This is a genomic window from Streptomyces sp. 2-1, assembly GCF_048564895.1.
Classification (GTDB): Bacteria; Actinomycetota; Actinomycetes; order Streptomycetales; family Streptomycetaceae; genus Streptomyces; species Streptomyces phaeochromogenes.
In genome coordinates this window covers 6977644-6994229 of sequence record NZ_CP183383.1, presented here as the reverse complement: position 1 = coordinate 6994229, position 16586 = coordinate 6977644, and the positions used below count along the sequence as shown (strand labels likewise).

15 protein-coding genes are annotated in these 16586 nt (G+C 71.0%); 9 read left to right on the top strand and 6 right to left on the bottom strand.

The features are described 5' to 3' along the window. The first annotated feature begins 76 nt into the window (after positions 1-76). Both ACN20J_RS30910 and ACN20J_RS30905 read left to right on the top strand, forming a co-directional pair. Positions 77-1675 (top strand): acyl-CoA carboxylase subunit beta, encoded by a 1599-nt coding sequence (locus ACN20J_RS30910; protein WP_189837323.1) that lies wholly within the window; start codon positions 77-79, stop codon positions 1673-1675. Between the two features lie 46 nt (positions 1676-1721). Further along, positions 1722-1931 (top strand): acyl-CoA carboxylase epsilon subunit, encoded by a 210-nt coding sequence (locus ACN20J_RS30905; protein WP_190229761.1) that lies wholly within the window; start codon positions 1722-1724, stop codon positions 1929-1931. Here ACN20J_RS30905 and ACN20J_RS30900 read toward each other — a convergent pair. After that, the gene (locus ACN20J_RS30900) at positions 1881-3056 is read right to left on the bottom strand and encodes an SGNH/GDSL hydrolase family protein (RefSeq protein ID WP_419667288.1); all 1176 of its coding nucleotides are present in this window, start codon (positions 3054-3056) and stop codon (positions 1881-1883) included. The genes ACN20J_RS30905 and ACN20J_RS30900 overlap by 51 nt on opposite strands. A gap of 174 nt (positions 3057-3230) precedes the next feature. Between ACN20J_RS30900 and mmpB the strand changes: the two genes are divergently transcribed. Then, positions 3231-3359, top strand: coding sequence for a morphogenic membrane protein MmpB (gene mmpB, locus ACN20J_RS30895; protein WP_143636837.1), 129 nt, complete (start codon positions 3231-3233; stop codon positions 3357-3359). A gap of 31 nt (positions 3360-3390) precedes the next feature. Then, complete coding sequence (locus ACN20J_RS30890; RefSeq protein WP_361916849.1) at positions 3391-4011, top strand: Maf family protein; 621 nt, start codon at positions 3391-3393, stop codon at positions 4009-4011. A 45-nt stretch (positions 4012-4056) separates the two neighbouring features. Here ACN20J_RS30890 and ACN20J_RS30885 read toward each other — a convergent pair whose 3' ends face one another. Then, positions 4057-4590: a hypothetical protein gene (locus ACN20J_RS30885; protein WP_190229617.1), complete on the bottom strand. Its 534-nt coding sequence runs from the start codon at positions 4588-4590 to the stop codon at positions 4057-4059. A 373-nt stretch (positions 4591-4963) separates the two neighbouring features. On the opposite strand from ACN20J_RS30885, the gene ACN20J_RS30880 reads away from it, so the two are divergent. Then, positions 4964-6736: an acetyl/propionyl/methylcrotonyl-CoA carboxylase subunit alpha gene (locus tag ACN20J_RS30880; protein WP_189837318.1), complete on the top strand. Its 1773-nt coding sequence runs from the start codon at positions 4964-4966 to the stop codon at positions 6734-6736. A 223-nt stretch (positions 6737-6959) separates the two neighbouring features. Then, entirely contained in the window at positions 6960-7526 is a 567-nt protein-coding gene (locus ACN20J_RS30875) for a TetR/AcrR family transcriptional regulator (RefSeq protein ID WP_259333317.1), read from the top strand. A 109-nt stretch (positions 7527-7635) separates the two neighbouring features. Here ACN20J_RS30875 and ACN20J_RS30870 read toward each other — a convergent pair whose 3' ends face one another. Further along, positions 7636-8598: a DeoR/GlpR family DNA-binding transcription regulator gene (locus ACN20J_RS30870; RefSeq protein WP_189837317.1), complete on the bottom strand. Its 963-nt coding sequence runs from the start codon at positions 8596-8598 to the stop codon at positions 7636-7638. A 191-nt stretch (positions 8599-8789) separates the two neighbouring features. After that, complete coding sequence (locus ACN20J_RS30865; RefSeq protein ID WP_189837316.1) at positions 8790-10238, bottom strand: NAD(P)H-quinone dehydrogenase; 1449 nt, start codon at positions 10236-10238, stop codon at positions 8790-8792. Between the two features lie 152 nt (positions 10239-10390). Here ACN20J_RS30865 and ACN20J_RS30860 point away from each other — a divergent pair, with 152 nt between their 5' ends. The 3 genes from ACN20J_RS30860 (at position 10391) to ACN20J_RS30850 (ending at position 13674) form a co-directional block, all read left to right on the top strand. Beyond that, entirely contained in the window at positions 10391-10828 is a 438-nt protein-coding gene (locus ACN20J_RS30860; protein ID WP_055615596.1) for a gamma-glutamylcyclotransferase, read from the top strand. A 148-nt stretch (positions 10829-10976) separates the two neighbouring features. Beyond that, positions 10977-11801 carry a purine-nucleoside phosphorylase gene (locus ACN20J_RS30855; RefSeq protein ID WP_189837315.1) on the top strand — a complete coding sequence of 275 codons (825 nt, stop codon included), beginning with the start codon at positions 10977-10979 and terminating at the stop codon, positions 11799-11801. 241 nt (positions 11802-12042) lie between these two features. After that, entirely contained in the window at positions 12043-13674 is a 1632-nt protein-coding gene (locus ACN20J_RS30850) for a phospho-sugar mutase (protein ID WP_419667287.1), read from the top strand. An 81-nt stretch (positions 13675-13755) separates the two neighbouring features. On the opposite strand, the gene ACN20J_RS30845 is transcribed toward ACN20J_RS30850, so the two are convergent. Both ACN20J_RS30845 and ACN20J_RS30840 read right to left on the bottom strand, forming a co-directional pair. Next, positions 13756-14604, bottom strand: a complete 849-nt coding sequence (locus ACN20J_RS30845; protein WP_419667286.1) for a hypothetical protein — start codon at positions 14602-14604, stop codon at positions 13756-13758. An 84-nt stretch (positions 14605-14688) separates the two neighbouring features. Then, positions 14689-16353, bottom strand: coding sequence for a hypothetical protein (locus ACN20J_RS30840; protein ID WP_419667285.1), 1665 nt, complete (start codon positions 16351-16353; stop codon positions 14689-14691). Positions 16354-16586: the final 233 nt, after the last annotated feature.

The following is a 16586-nucleotide window of genomic DNA, read 5'->3' as shown; positions in this document are numbered from 1 at the left end:
CCGTTCAGCACGTCCGAAACACCTCGTGTCACCTCACCCTCACGTCCCCACTGAGCACGCAGGGAGCCGCATCCCGATGTCCGAGCCGGAACAGCAGCATGAGATCGACATCCACACCACCGCGGGCAAGCTCGCGGATCTGCGGCGCCGCATCGACGAGGCGACGCACGCCGGCTCGGCACGTGCCGTCGAAAAGCAGCACGCCAAGGGCAAGTTGACGGCTCGTGAGCGGATCGAGCTGCTGCTGGACGAGGGCTCCTTCGTGGAGTTCGACGAGTTCGCGCAGCACCGCTCGACGGACTTCGGCCTGGCGGACAACCGCCCGTACGGCGACGGGGTCGTGACCGGCTACGGCACGGTGGACGGCCGCCCGGTGGCCGTGTTCTCCCAGGACTTCACGGTCTTCGGCGGCGCGCTCGGTGAGGTCTACGGCCAGAAGATCATGAAGGTGATGGACTTCGCGCTGAAGACCGGCTGTCCGGTCATCGGCATCAACGACTCGGGCGGCGCCCGCATCCAGGAGGGCGTGTCGGCGCTCGGCATGTACGGCGAGATCTTCCGCCGCAACACCCATGCCTCGGGGGTCATCCCGCAGATCAGCCTGGTCGTCGGCCCGTGCGCGGGCGGCGCGGTCTACTCCCCCGCGATCACCGACTTCACGGTGATGGTCGACCAGACCTCGCACATGTTCATCACCGGCCCGGACGTCATCAAGACGGTCACCGGCGAGGACGTCGGCTTCGAGGAACTGGGCGGCGCGCGCACCCACAACGCGGTGTCGGGCGTGGCCCATCACATGGCGGGCGACGAGAAGGACGCGATCGAGTACGTCAAGTCGCTGCTGTCCTACCTCCCGTCGAACAACCTCAGTGAGCCGCCCGCCTTCCCGGAGGAGGCGGACCTGGCCCTGACGGACGAGGACCGCGAGCTGGACACGCTGATCCCGGACAGCGCGAACCAGCCGTACGACATGCACACGGTGATCGAACACGTCCTGGACGACGCCGAGTTCTTCGAGACCCAGCCGCTGTTCGCGCCGAACATCCTCACCGGCTTCGGCCGGGTCGAGGGCCATCCGGTGGGCATCGTCGCCAACCAGCCGATGCAGTTCGCGGGCTGCCTCGACATCGACGCGAGCGAGAAGGCGGCCCGCTTCGTCCGCACCTGCGACGCCTTCAACGTCCCCGTCATCACGTTCGTGGACGTCCCCGGCTTCCTCCCGGGCGTGGACCAGGAGCACTACGGCATCATCCGCCGCGGCGCGAAGCTGATCTACGCGTACGCGGAGGCCACCGTCCCGCTGATCACGGTCATCACCCGCAAGGCCTTCGGCGGCGCGTACGACGTCATGGGCTCCAAGCACCTGGGCGCCGACCTCAACCTCGCCTGGCCGACGGCCCAGATCGCCGTGATGGGCGCGCAGGGCGCGGTGAACATCCTGCACCGCCGCACCATCGCCGCGGCCCCCGCCGACGAGCAGGAGGCCACCCGGGCCCGCCTGATCCAGGAGTACGAGGACACGCTCCTCAACCCCTACACGGCAGCCGAGCGCGGATACATCGACGGCGTGATCCTGCCGTCCGACACCCGCTCCCACGTCGTACGCGGCCTGCGCTCGCTGCGTACGAAGCGGGAGTCCCTGCCGCCGAAGAAGCACGGCAACATCCCCCTGTAGGACGCCGGTCGAGAGTGTCCAAAATCAAGAGCCGAGAGCGGGAACGATCATGATCAAGGTCGTACGGGGCAATCCGACCCCCGAGGAGCTGGCCGCCGCACTGGCGGTGGTCCAGGCCCGCGCCGCGGCGGCGGCGACATCCCCGCCCGGCGCACCCCAGGACCGGCCGGCCTGGTCCGACCCGTCCCGAGTGGCCCAGAGGCGCCTACCCCAGCCGGGCCCGCAGGCATGGGCCCGCACCTTCTGGCCCGGTTAGCACGGCGGCGACGGCTTCGGCCATCACCACGTACCCGGCATCGTTCGGGTGCAGGTGATCGCCGAAGTCGTACGCCCCACGCAGCACATCAGGCGAGTCGGGATCCCCCAGCGCCCGGTGGAGATCGACGACCGCGTCGTACTCGCCCGAGCAACGAATCCACTCGTTCAGCTCGTGACTCACCTTCGCCGCCCGCTCCCCCCAGTGATCGGACCCGCCGAAGGGAAGCAGGGTCGCGCCCACGGCCCGCACCCCCCGCTCCCGGGCCTGCCGTATCAACTCCCGGTGCCCCGCGACGAGTTCACCCACCTCCACGAGCGGCGCGGGCCGATACGTGGGCTGTTCGTCCGTCTCGCTGAAGCCGATGTCGTTGAGCCCCAGCAGAACGACGAGTGTGTCGACGCCCACGAGCGCGAACACGTCCCGCTCCACGCGCCGGACGCCCTTCTCCCCGTACCAGGCCGAGTCGTTGAGCAGCAGGTTCCCGCCGATGCCGGCGTTGAGGACGGGCCGTCCCGTGCGCTCGGCGAGGGCGTCGGACCAGCGCCGGTTCGCGCCGGGCGTGGACCCGAACCCGTCGGTGATCGAGTCGCCGAACAAGGCCACGGCGTCCGTACGGCCCGCCGAGACGTCGACGCCGGACAGGAAGTACCAGGACTCGCTGACCTCGTCGAAGGCCTCGCCCCCGGTGTCCTCCAGGAGGTCTCCCGCGCCCCGGTAGCTGGTGGTGAAGGCCTGCGCGTGGAAGGTGGCGGGCCCGGTGACGGCGTCCAGATGGAGGGTGACCGTCACCGATTCGCCTGATTCCAGGGCGAGTTCGGCCGTGTCGCCGATGATCTCCCCGCGCGCGGGCACCTCGGCGGAGGCGGCCCCCGCGAAGGTGAGCCGCCGGACCGAGTCCGGCCGCACGGCGGCTCCCCGGGCCGTACGAGCGAGGGTCGCGCCCGCGATCCGGAGCGGCGAGGTCCCGTACGCGTTCGAGAGGCGGATACGGACCCGGTCGCCGCCCGCGCCGAGGCGGACGACCTGACGCAGGGACTGACGCCAGAAGCCCTCCTGCGACCAGTTGGGCGTGAAGCCCGTGCTGGGCAGCTGGGGCGAGGCGGTCCAGGCGGTGGTGAACACGGCACATCCCTCCCTGAGGGGATCAGGACCCGTTCCCTAATGGAATCGGAGTCCCTTTAGTGATGCCCCGAACGGTAGCAGGGAGGCAGGCCCTAATGGAACCCCAGACCCTTTTACTCAAAATGAGTACGCGTACTCAGGCGCCCGCGCCCGCGGCGGAGTCACGATCGTGGAATGTTGTGGTCCGACCCGGAGAACGAGCCGCCCAAGGAACTGCGTGACATGCAGGACATGTTGCGGCGGCTGGGCGTTCTCCTGGCGCTGGCCGCGGTGCTCGCGATGATCGTGCTCGGCGTGATGTGAGCCGCCCCGGCCCCGCCGATACCCTGGCCGCATGACTGATCAGCCACGCCGCCGACTCGTCCTCGCCTCCCAGTCCCCCGCCCGGCTCGGACTGCTGCGCCAGGCCGGACTCACCCCCGAGGTCATCGTCAGCGGGGTCGACGAGGACGCCGTGACCGCCCCGACCCCCGCCGAACTGGCACTCGCGCTGGCCGAGGCGAAGGCCTCCGTGGTCGCGGCGCGGCCGGAGGTCAAGGGCGCCCTGGTGATCGGCTGCGACTCGGTGCTCGACCTGGACGGCGAGGCGCTCGGCAAGCCCGCCGACGCCGAGGAGGCGACCGCGCGCTGGAAGGCCATGCGAGGCCGCGCCGGCACGCTCCAGACCGGGCACTGCGTATGGGACACGACGGCCGGGCGCCACACCTCGGGGGTCGCCTCCACCGTGGTCCGCTTCGGCGAGCCGAGCGACGCGGAGATCGCCGCGTACGTCGCCTCGGGCGAGCCCCTCCATGTCGCGGGGGCGTTCACGCTCGACGGCCGCTCGGCCCCGTTCATCGACGGCATCGACGGCGACCACGGCAACGTCATCGGGATCTCGCTGCCGTTGGTACGCCGCCTGCTGGCCGAACTGGGCGTCGGCATCACGGAGTTGTGGACCCCGCGCGAGAAGTGACGCGCGGGGCGGGACGAGCGGTCGGGGAGTAAGGGAACAGGGGAGTCAGGAAGCCGAGGGCGCCGGAGGCGGGATGACCGGCGTCCCGCCGTTGCTCCCGCCCGCGGCACCGCCGTTCGCGGCGCCACCGCCCGTCGCTCCGCCGTCCGGCTTGGCGTCGTCCGGCCCGGCGTCGGAAACGGTGCCCTCGCGACGGTCGTACGTCATGAAGATGAGCACGATCAGTCCGAGCACGACCATCATGAAGGCGAACGCGCCCCAGCCCACCAGGCCCACCGTGAACGCGCCGAGCAGGGCGTGCACCACCGCCGCGCTGAACAGCAGGATGCGGCCGACGCCCGCGGGGGCGCGGTCGCGCAGGGCCACGCGCAGCGCGACGACACCGCAGAGCGCGAAGTAGAGGCCGAAGAGCAGGCCGGCGACCTTCGAGGACGTGGACATCACGTCCGAGTCGAGCCCGGCCAGGGACATGTCCTGCCGGTCGACAACTATCCCCATGAACCAGTTGACCAACGCGATGCCTATCGCCTCCGCGAAGAGCACGATCGCGGTCACCCATGCCACCGGTCTGCGCACCACCGGTCCCCACCCACTTCCGACTGCCGCTCGACCAAAACTGCTGTTACCTCAAGTACGTTCGAGACAGCCTGCACGCTACTAACGGGTAAACCGCGGGACAAGGGATCTACGGAGGGCAAAGATTCGTTGGGCCATTCGTAGGGACTCCACAAAGAAACGGAGTGGGGCGCAGCACGCTCTCACAGAGACCTTGACCACATCGGAGGGCTAGGGTTCTTGGGAAGCCCCCTGCGTACCGCGGTGCGACAAGGGATTTCGCGGACGAGCGGGCCTCGTATCACGCTCCGTGTGGGCAAGCTCACCACCGGGGACGGGTCGATACGTCGTGTCGGCAGTCCCTAAACTCGGCTTGTTTCAAGGAGAGGGAGCCAACGTGCGCAAGGTGTTGATCGCCAACCGTGGCGAAATCGCTGTTCGTGTCGCCCGGGCGTGCCGAGACGCCGGTATCGCGAGCGTGGCGGTGTACGCCGAGCCGGACCGGGACGCACTGCATGTGCGGGCCGCGGACGAGGCGTTCGCGCTGGGCGGTGACACCCCCGCGACCAGCTACCTCGACATGGCCAAGGTGCTGCAGGCCGCCAAGGACTCCGGCGCTGACGCCATCCACCCCGGCTACGGCTTCCTTTCCGAGAACGCCGACTTCGCCCAGGCCGTCCTGGACGCCGGGCTGATCTGGATCGGCCCGCCGCCGCAGGCGATTCGCGACCTGGGCGACAAGGTGGCGGCCCGGCACATCGCGCAGCGCGCCGGTGCCCCGCTGGTCGCCGGCACGCCCGACCCGGTCTCGGGCTCGGACGAGGTCGTCGCCTTCGCCGAGGAGCACGGCCTGCCGATCGCCATCAAGGCGGCCTTCGGCGGCGGCGGTCGCGGCCTGAAGGTCGCCCGCACCCTCGAAGAGGTCCCCGAGCTGTACGACTCGGCGGTGCGCGAGGCGGTGGCCGCGTTCGGCCGCGGGGAGTGCTTCGTGGAGCGCTACCTCGACAAGCCGCGGCACGTGGAGACCCAGTGCCTGGCCGACTCCCACGGCAACGTGGTCGTCGTCTCGACGCGTGACTGCTCGCTGCAGCGCCGCCACCAGAAGCTGGTCGAGGAGGCGCCCGCGCCCTTCCTGTCGGACGAGCAGGTCGCCGAGCTGTACTCCTCCTCGAAGGCCATCCTCAAGGAGGCCGGCTATGTCGGCGCCGGGACCGTGGAGTTCCTGGTCGGCACGGACGGCACGATCTCCTTCCTGGAGGTCAACACCCGCCTCCAGGTGGAGCACCCGGTCACCGAGGAGGTCGCCGGCATCGACCTCGTACGCGAGATGTTCCGCATCGCCGACGGCGAGGAACTCGGCTACGGCGACCCGGAACTGCGCGGCCACTCCTTCGAGTTCCGCATCAACGGCGAGGACCCGGGCCGGGGCTTCCTGCCCGCTCCCGGCACGGTGACCGTGTTCGCCCCGCCGTCGGGTCCGGGTGTGCGCCTGGACGCGGGCGTGGAGACCGGCAGCGTCATCGGCCCGGCCTGGGACTCCCTGCTCGCCAAGCTGATCGTCACCGGCGCCACCCGTGAGCAGGCCCTGCAGCGGGCTGCCCGCGCGCTGGCCGAGTTCAACGTCGAGGGCATGGCGACCGCGATCCCCTTCCACCGCGCGGTCGTGAAGGACCCGGCGTTCGCCCCCGAACTGACCGGCTCCAGCGACGCGTTCACGGTCCACACCCGCTGGATCGAGACCGAGTTCGTCAACGAGATCAAGCCCTTCGCGGCTCCCGCGGACACCGAGGTGGAGGACGAGCCGGGCCGCGAGACGGTCGTCGTCGAGGTCGGCGGCAAGCGGCTGGAGGTCTCCCTGCCGGTCTCCCTCGGCATGTCGCTGGCCCGCACGGGCCTCGCGGCCGGCGCCAAGCCCAAGCGCCGCGCGGCCAAGAAGTCCGGCCCGGCCGCCTCCGGCGACACCCTCGCCTCGCCGATGCAGGGCACCATCGTCAAGGTCGCCGTCGAGGAGGGCCAGGAGGTCAAGGAGGGCGACCTCGTCGTCGTCCTGGAGGCCATGAAGATGGAACAGCCCCTCAACGCCCACCGCTCCGGCACGGTCAAGGCCCTGTCCGCCGAGGTCGGCGCCTCGGTCACCTCCGGCGCCCTCATCTGCGAAATCAAGGACTGACCCGCCCGCACAGCCTCAAGGCGCCCGACGAACAGGTTCACCCTGTCCGCCGGGCGCCTCGGCTTGAGAGCCCGGTCAAGGGCAAGCGCCCCGTCAGGGGCGCGGGGAACTGCGCAAAGCCACAACGCATCCGCACCCCCCGAACAACAACAATGGGGCAGACGAGTTGGGATCGGGCAACCACGTCCCACCCCCGGCACGCAGGAGAGGCGAGGTGATTCACATGGCCAAGCCGCCGGCAGGCATGCGCGCCGACGCCCGCCGCAACCACGAGCGACTGATCTCCGAGGCCCGGACGGCATTCGCCGAGTTCGGCGCGGACGCCTCTCTGGAGGACGTGGCCAGAAGGGCCGGAGTGGGCATCGGCACCCTGTACCGGCACTTCCCGAACCGCCAGGCACTGCTGAGCTCGGTCTTCTCGGACGCGGTGAGCGATCTCCTCGACCTCTCACGCGAACTGCTGGACGACCCGCAGCCGTGCACGGCGCTCGTGACGTGGCTGCGCGCCATCATCACTCATGCGAGTGAGTACCGCGGTCTGGCGCGGGCGCTCATGGCGGCCTCGCACGACGACGCGTCGGAGCTCGCCCGGTGCAGTGGTCCGATGCGTGAGGCGGGCAGCGCCCTGCTCGCCCGTGCGCAGCTGGCGGGCGCGGTGCGCTCCGATGTCTCCATCGGCGACCTGCTCCAGCTGACCAACGCCATCGCGCTGGCGGCCGAGGAGACCCCGGACGATCCGGAGCTGGCCGACCGCCTGCTGACACTGACGCTACGGGGCCTCAAGGCCTGACGCCCCGACACGTACGTACCACCGACCTACGTTCTGCCGTGGCCGCGCTTCCCGACGTACGAACTGGACCGTCGTCCGTCAGGATCCGGGCCGGGCGGCCGACCGCCCGTCAGCGTCGGCGCAGGTCCGCGACCCGCGCCCGCTCGCTCTGGGGCTGTTCCCCCAGAACCGCGGCCGCGCTGCGCAACTGCGGGCCTCCGCCGGGGACCTGGCCACGCCTGGGGCCGGGGAGCGGCACGTCCCGGCGTGGCGGCTGACGCCCCGCCGGGACCGTATCCCCGCCCGAACCACCGGCTCCGGCCACCGCGATCTGTACGCCCTGATCCGCCAGGGCCTGCAGCTCGGTGCCCGCGCGGTCGTCGTGGGCGGGCGGCTCGTCGGTGACGAGCCGGGTGATCACGTCGGTCGGCACGGTCTGGAACATCGTGTCGGTGCCGAGCTTGGTGTGGTCGGCGAGGACGACGACCTCGGCGGCCGCCTGCACCAGCGCGCGGTCGACGGACGCCGACAGCATGTTGGAGGTGGACAGGCCGCGCTCGGCGGTCAGTCCGCTCCCCGACAGGAAGGCCCGGGAGACCCGCAGCCCCTGGAGGGACTGCTCGGCCCCGCTGCCGACCAGGGCGTAGTTGGAACCGCGCAGGGTGCCGCCGGTCATCACGACCTCCACGCGGTTGGCGTGGGCCAGCGCCTGGGCCACCAGCAGGGAGTTGGTGACGACGGTCAGACCGGGGACCCGCGCGAGCCGGCGGGCCAGCTCCTGTGTCGTGGTTCCCGCCCCCACCACAATGGCCTCGCCCTCTTCGACGAGACTTGCGGCGAGATCGGCGATGGCCGTCTTCTCGGCGGTCGCGAGATGAGATTTCTGCGGAAAGCCGGACTCCCGCGTGAACCCGCCCGGCAATACCGCACCGCCATGCCGGCGGTCGAGGAGTCCTTCTGCCTCCAGTGCGCGCACGTCCCGCCGTACGGTCACTTCGGAGGTCTGGACGACGCGGGCGAGCTCACGGAGCGACACGGCCCCATTCGCTCGCACCATTTCGAGGATCAATTGGCGACGTTCTGCAGCGAACACGAAACTGACAGTAACCCCAACGACCGTCTGCTTTCAGCAGTTTGCGCCGAATAACAGAAGTTGTTCGCACCGCAGGGCACGAAGTGGTATACGCGCCTAATCACGGCGCCTATGCCGCACGAATGGGCGGCGACTCACCGTCACCAAAGGCCCGACGATCCCCGTGACCAGCGGGGAACCGTCCTTCACCGTCAGGATTCACCCTCGGTCTTCCGGGTGTGCAGCTGCCGGGCCACCTCGGCGATCGAACCCGACAGGGACGGGTACACGGTGAAGGCGTTCGCGATCTGTTCGACGGTCAGGTTGTTGTCGACCGCGAGCGAGATCGGATGGATGAGTTCCGAGGCGCGCGGCGAGACGACCACACCGCCGACGACGATCCCGGTGCCCGGACGGCAGAAGATCTTGACGAAGCCGTCGCGGATGCCCTGCATCTTGGCGCGCGGATTGCGCAGCAGGGGCAGCTTGACGACCCGGGCGTCGATCACGCCGCCGTCGACGTCCGCCTGGGAGTAGCCGACGGTGGCGATCTCGGGGTCGGTGAAGACGTTCGACGAGACCGTCTTGAGGTTCAGCGGGGCGACCGCGTCGCCGAGGAAGTGGTACATCGCGATACGGCCCTGCATGGCGGCCACGGAGGCCAGCGCGAAGATGCCGGTCACGTCACCGGCGGCGTACACGCCGGGGGCGGTGGTCCTGGAGACCTTGTCGGTCCAGATGTGGCCGGACTCCCGGACCTTGACCCCGGCCTCTTCGAGACCCATGCCGTCGCTGTTCGGGATGGCTCCGACGGCCATCAGACAGTGCGAGCCGGTGATGACCCGGCCGTCGGCGAGCGTCACCTCGACGCGGTCGCCGACGCGCTTGGCGGACGCGGCGCGCGAGCGGGCCATGACGTTCATCCCGCGCCGCCGGAACACGTCCTCCAGGACGGCCGCCGCGTCCGGGTCCTCGCCCGGCAGCACGCGGTCGCGGCTGGAGACGAGCGTGACGCGCGAGCCGAGGGCCTGGTAGGCGCCGGCGAACTCGGCACCGGTGACACCGGAGCCGACGACGATGAGCTCCTCGGGCAGCTCGTCGAGGTCGTAGACCTGCGTCCAGTTGAGGATCCGCTCCCCGTCCGGCTGCGCGTCGGGCAGCTCGCGGGGGTGTCCGCCGGTGGCGATGAGCACGGCGTCGGCGACGAGCGTCTCCTCGCTGCCGTCCGCGGCCCGTACGACGACCTTGCGCGAGCCGTCCAGGGCCTGCATGCCTTCGAGCCGCCCGCGGCCCCGCAGTACACGGGCACCGGCGCGCGTCACGGAGGCGGTGATGTCGTGCGACTGGGCGAGCGCGAGCCGCTTCACACGGCGGTTGACCTTCCCGAGGTCGACACCGACGACCCGCGCGGGCGTGTCGATGTGAGGAGTGTCATCGGCGACGATGATCCCCAGCTCCTCGTACGACGAGTCGAAGGTGGTCATCACCTCCGCCGTCGCGATCAGGGTCTTCGACGGGACGCAGTCGGTGAGCACCGACGCCCCGCCCAGACCGTCGCAGTCGACGACGGTCACCTCCGCGCCGAGCTGGGCTGCCACCAGGGCCGCCTCGTATCCGCCGGGTCCGCCACCAATGATCACGATCCGAGTCACGTACTCCATTGTCCCGCACGCTTCAAGGTGCTTCCGCCCGGGGGCCGCCGACGGGGCGAGGATCACCGGATCCGGGCGGCGCGGGTACGGAATCCGAGTGCGGAATCCGGGTGCTCCGGTTACGGGAGAGGCGTACGCGTTCGCTGCCGTACCCTCGATCCATGTCGCTCTACGCCGCGTACGCCGGCAATCTCGACCCGCGGCTCATGACGCGCCGCGCTCCGCACTCCCCGCTGCGCGCCACGGGATGGCTGAACGGCTGGCGGCTGACGTTCGGCGGCGAGCACATGGGCTGGGAGGGCGCGCTGGCCACCATCGTGGAGGCCCCGCGCTCGCAGGTCTTCGTCGCCCTGTACGACATCGCACCCCCGGACGAGGAGTCCATGGACCGCTGGGAGGGCGTCGGCCTGGACGTCTACCGGCGGATGCGGGTACGGATCCACACGCTGGAGGGCGAGGAGGCCGCATGGGTCTACGTCCTCAACGGCTACGAGGGAGGGCTCCCCTCGGCCCGCTACCTCGGCGAGATCGCCGACGCGGCGGAATCCGCGGGCGCCCCGCACGACTATGTGATGGAGCTGCGCAAGCGCCCCTGCTGACGCACGGGCTCCCCGCGGGCGGGGCCCCACGCCCGCCCCTTCCTCGCACGGCCTCCGGGATCTTCGGCGGAAACAACAAGACAACGATCGCAATCCCGTGACCATCACCATCTACGCGCGTAGGCCCGGACCGGCTACCCTCGTGCGCGTGAACGCATCTCTTCTTCCGGACGACATCCAGGGCGACCCGTACGCCGCCGCCGACGCCGCCGCCGTGCGCGTACGGGAACTGACGGGCGCCGAGACCCACGACGTCGCCCTCGTGATGGGCTCCGGCTGGGCACCCGCCGTGGACGCCCTCGGCGACCCCGCGGCCGAGTTCCAGGTCACCGAGCTGCCCGGCTTCCCGCCGCCGGCGGTCGAGGGACACGGCGGCAAGGTCCGCTCGTACGAGATCGGCGACAAGCGCGCGCTCGTGTTCCTGGGCCGCACCCACTTCTACGAGGGCCGCGGTGTCGCCGCCGTCGCGCACGGCGTCCGTACCGCCGTGGCCGCCGGCTGCAAGACGATCGTGCTGACCAACGGCTGCGGGGGGCTCCGCGAGGGCATGCGGCCCGGGCAGCCGGTCCTCATCAGCGACCACATCAACCTGACGGCGGCGTCTCCGATCGTCGGCGCGAACTTCGTCGATCTGACGGATCTGTACTCGCCGCGGCTGCGCGCGCTGTGCAAGGAGATCGACGCGACCCTCGAAGAGGGGGTGTACGCGCAGTTCCCCGGGCCGCACTATGAGACGCCTGCGGAGATTCGGATGGCGCGGGTCATCGGGGCGGACCTGGTGGGGATGTCGACGACCCTCGAGGCCATCGCGGCGCGTGAGGCCGGTGCGGAGGTGCTCGGCATCTCCCTCGTCACCAACCTCGCCGCCGGGATGACCGGCGAGCCCCTCAACCACGAGGAGGTCCTCCAGGCGGGCCGCGACTCCGCCACCCACATGGGTGCGCTGCTGACCCAGGTTCTGGACCGCCTGTAGGTTTCTTCGCCCCCGCCGCCCCTACCCATTCCCGTCCCTTTCGGGGGCGCTGCCCCCGAACCCCCGCTCCTCAAACGCCGGAGGGGCTGAAGATTTCGCAGCCCGGGCCCACCATCAGCCCGTCCGGCGTTTGAGGACGAGGCCGTTCAGGCCGATAAGGGGGTCTGGGGGCGGAGCCCCCAGGGACGGGACGGCTACGCGGCACCACAGGACAAAAGGCAAAGAGAGAGGTTGACCCGACGTGCAGGACGGACTCACCGCCCGGGCCAAGGCATGGCTGGCCGAGGACCCCGACGCGGAAACCCGTGAGGAACTCGCCAAGCTGATCGACGCCGAGGACACGGCGGAGCTCACCGCACGCTTCAGCGGCACCCTCCAGTTCGGCACGGCCGGCCTGCGCGGCGAACTCGGCGCCGGCCCGATGCGCATGAACCGCGCGGTCGTCATCCGCGCCGCCGCGGGCCTCGCCGCGTATCTCAAGTCCAAGGGCCAGACCGGCGGCCTCGTCGTCATCGGCTACGACGCCCGCCACAAGTCCGCCGACTTCGCCCGCGACACGGCGGCGGTCATGACGGGCGCGGGCCTGCGCGCCGCCGTACTCCCCCGCCCCCTCCCCACGCCCGTACTCGCGTACGCCATAAGGCACTTGGGCGCGGTGGCGGGCGTGGAGGTCACGGCCAGCCACAACCCGCCGCGCGACAACGGCTACAAGGTCTACCTCGGCGACGGCTCCCAGATCGTGCCCCCGGCGGACGCAGAGATCGCCGCGGAGATCGCCGCGATCACGAGCCTGGCCGACGTCCCCCGCCCGGACAGCGGCTGGGAGACCCTCGACGACGGTGTCCTGGACGCCTATCTGGCCCGTACGGACGAGGTACTGGCCGCCGGCTCCCCGCGTACGGCCCGCACGGTCTACACGGCGATGCACGGCGTCGGCAAGGAGACACTGCTGGCGGCGTTCGCCCGGGCCGGTTTCCCGGAGCCGGTCCTCGTCGCCGAACAGGCCGAGCCCGACCCGGACTTCCCGACCGTCGCCTTCCCCAACCCGGAAGAGCCCGGCGCGATGGACCTGGCCTTCGCGAAGGCCCGTGAGACGGACCCGGACCTGATCATCGCGAACGACCCGGACGCGGACCGGTGCGCGGCGGCCGTCAAGGACGGCGGGGCCTGGCGCATGCTGCGCGGCGACGAGGTGGGCGCGCTCCTCGCCGAGCACCTCGTCCGCCGGGGCGCGCGGGGCACGTTCGCGGAGTCGATCGTCTCGTCCTCCCTGCTCGGCCGGATCGCCGAGAAGGCGGGACTGCCGTACGAGGAGACGCTGACGGGCTTCAAGTGGATCGCCCGCGTGGAGGGCCTGCGGTACGGCTACGAGGAGGCGCTGGGCTACTGCGTCGACCCCGAGGGCGTACGGGACAAGGACGGCATCACGGCCGCCCTGCTGATCACGGAACTGGCCTCGGGGCTCAGGTCCGAGGGCCGTACGCTCCTCGATCTCCTCGACGACCTCGCGGTCGAGCACGGCCTGCACGCCACGGACCAGCTCTCGGTCCGCGTGGACGACCTGTCCCTCATCTCGGACGCGATGCGCCGTCTGCGCGAGCAGCCGCCCACACGGCTCGCGGGCCTGTCAGTCACCAAGGCCGAGGACCTGACGAAGGGCACGGACACGCTCCCGCCCACCGACGGCCTGCGCTACACGCTGGACGGCGCCCGCGTCATCGTCCGCCCCAGCGGTACGGAGCCGAAGCTGAAGTGCTACCTGGAGGTCGTGGTCCCGGTCGGCACCCACGACAACCTCCCGGCGGCCCGCGCGAAGGCGACGGAACTCCTGACGACGATCAAGCGGGACCTGTCGGTGGCCGCGGGCATCTGAACGGCCAGGGGGTCCAACGACCCGACGGGTGTGCGCAGTTGAGCGCGCACCCGTCGGGACGCCTCTCTCAGGCAGCAGCCGTCACAGGCCGTACCTGCTCTTCAAGTGGCGCCAGAAGTCCCGGTACATCCACTTGTCGAACTCCGTGATCTGCGCGGCGCTGCCCGCCTTCATGAGGAAGCAGCACTGGCCGGTCGGGGTCCAGTCGTAGAAGTCGTCGAGGCCGAAGGTGTGGCCGACCTCGTGCAGGTAGATGTGGATGTTCTCCTGCGCCAGGGCGCCGGTGAAGTACTCCTGGCCGACGCGCTGGCCCCAGTCGCCGCCGGCGCCGCCCTGGAAGCCCTTGGTGAGCCAGAGGGACTGGTCGTAGTGGCGGGCCGCGCCGCCCGGACAGCGGGAGTAGTTGCCGTCCTGGTGGAAGAAGCGGCCGCAGTCGGGCGCGCACTGCGGGGCGCCGCCGCCGTCGAGGCCGGTGTAGATGTCGACGGAGTTGTCGGTCCACTGGAGGGTCGAGCGGTTCTTCACCGCCCAGCCGACGATGTTGACCGGCACGCTGGTGTACGGCCAGGCGTTGTGGCCCGTGCCGTTGTCCACCATGGCGGCCGTCCACTTGCCGAACTGCTTCTTCAGGGCGGCGTGGATCCGGTCGCGCAGATCGGTGCTGACCGGTGCGTCGGACTCCCAGCGGACGCAGTAGTTGATGCTTCCCCGGTTGGCCATGACCTGGTCCCAGCCGTAGTTGCGGAAGCCGTAGAGGTCCGGGTAGGTGGTCGAGACGTGGTTCCACACCTCGCCCAGCGGCTGTACGAGGTTCGCGGGCGGGTTCCACTGGTCGGCGGCCTTCGCCGGGGACGCCGACGTGAGGGGCGAGGCGACCAATGCGACCAGGGCGGCGAGAACGGTGACCAGACGCGCCAAGTGTCTGTGCACGGTGAACTCCCTTGGTGGGGGACGGGATTTCACCCTCAGGTCGCCGCCGGCCCCCGCGAGGGTTGCCGGTCGGTCACCGCGGCCTCAGCCCCACACCACCAGTACCGCCGCCCACACCACTCCGAGCACCAGCACCAACGGCCAGAGCGGGCGCCCCCGTTCGGGTGCGGTGCTCTCTCCGGTGGGCCGCAGTGCGGGGTCCGTACGCATGGCGGTGAGTTCGGCCGCCAGGGCGTCGTAGGGATGGACCAGGCCCTGGCGTCGCTCGAACCACGCCCAGCGTGGCGCCGCGACCGACCAGTTGTCGCCCCGCCAGCGGAGCTTCAGTTCGAAGGACTGACGGCGTACGGAGCGGAAGTCGTCCCAGGGGACGTGCCGGGGGCCGCGCAGCCCGGTGACCCACAGCCCCGAGCGGTCGGCGGTGATGCGCCAGGCGAGCTTCATGGGGACGCGTACGACTCCGTAGAGGCCGAGTACGCCGAGGAGTGCCAGCTTCCACAGGGGCGCTCCGGACTCGGAGAGCCACAGCCCGACGAACCAGGCACCCCAGAGCACGAGCAGCGCCGCGGCCAGCCAGTCGAGCCAGCCCGCACGCCAGCGGCGGACCGGGACGGGCGGCCGGTCGACGACCAACTCCCTCGCCTGTTCCTCCAGTTGGCGGCTCTGCTCCTCGCGGGCCTTCTCCTTGGCGGCCCGTCTCATGCCCGCGCTCGGCGACAGCGGCCGGACCGGTCCCGTCGACCACTCCGTGAGCGGCGGCTGGTCCGGGTCCTCGTCGGCGCTGACGACCACGAGTTCGGCGCCGTCGAAGGGGGCGCCGTAGAGGACGGCCTCGCGGACCGGCCCGGGGGTGTCGTCGTCGACCGCGTCGAGGAGCCGCTCCAGTTCCTCGTCGCCCGCTTCGCCGTCCGCGTCGTCCTCGTCGTCGTCCTCGTCCTCGTCCGGCTCCTCACCGTCGTACGACGTCAGGTCCACCGTGAAGAGCGGGCGCACCGCGGCGAGGTCGTCCGCCGCGTACACCTCCGTGGTGCCCTGCGCGTCGTCGCGCACGAGGACGCGCAGTACGGGCGCGGGGGTCCGGCGCAGGGCGAGGGCCCGGTGGCGGCCCAGCCACGCCGAGGCCAGGGCGGTCACGGCGAGCCCGGCCAGGTAGATGGCCACGACCCAGGAGCCCCGCTGGTCGTCGGGCGTGCCCCACAGGCCCGCGGTGGCGCCGGTGAGCACGCCGAGCCCGAGCACCGTGAGGCCGACCGGGAGCAGGAAACGGCCACGCCGGAGCACTGCGTCCGCGTCCGGGGTGCGTGCCGTGGTGTCCCCGGCGGCCTCCAGCGCCCGTTCGAGCTGACCGCTCCGGGCCCGAAGGCGTACGGCGACGGCGGCCCAGGTGACCACCACGACGAACGCCACGACGGCGGTCACGACCCACGGCAGCGACCGCGCCTCCAACGCGAGCGCCAGCAGCAGGGCGGGTGCCCCGGCCCAGACCAGCTCGGGCCGTGCGAGCACCCACAGGACGTACACCGCGAACCCGGCCGCGACGAACGGCCACAGTCCGCCGAGCATCGCCGCCCAGGCGCCCGCGCACAGCGCGAAGGTGGACAAGGCTGCCGCGACCGACCTGCGCACCCCCAGGAACGACCAGCGCGGAGGCAGCGCGGCCGACCAGACACCGGCCCGCCCGGCCGTCCAGTCCCGGCAGCCGTTGGGTATCGCGGCCACGGGCAGTCGCAGCGGCTCGTCGTACGACACATGCACTCCTGGATCGCGTGGGAACGCCGGTGATGACACCGGCGCCGGCACAGGTGGTGACAGTAGCGACCGAACGCCCCTGCCCGGGCCACCGGACCGCTTCCGCCCCCACCGAAATGCCGCCCTCTCGTACGGCCGGACGCGCCCATCGCCTCAAACGGGCGGGGACGTCAGACCACGAAAAGCGAGGAGAAGGCTCAAGAAATCACAAGAGATCACGAGAGAGCCGGAGA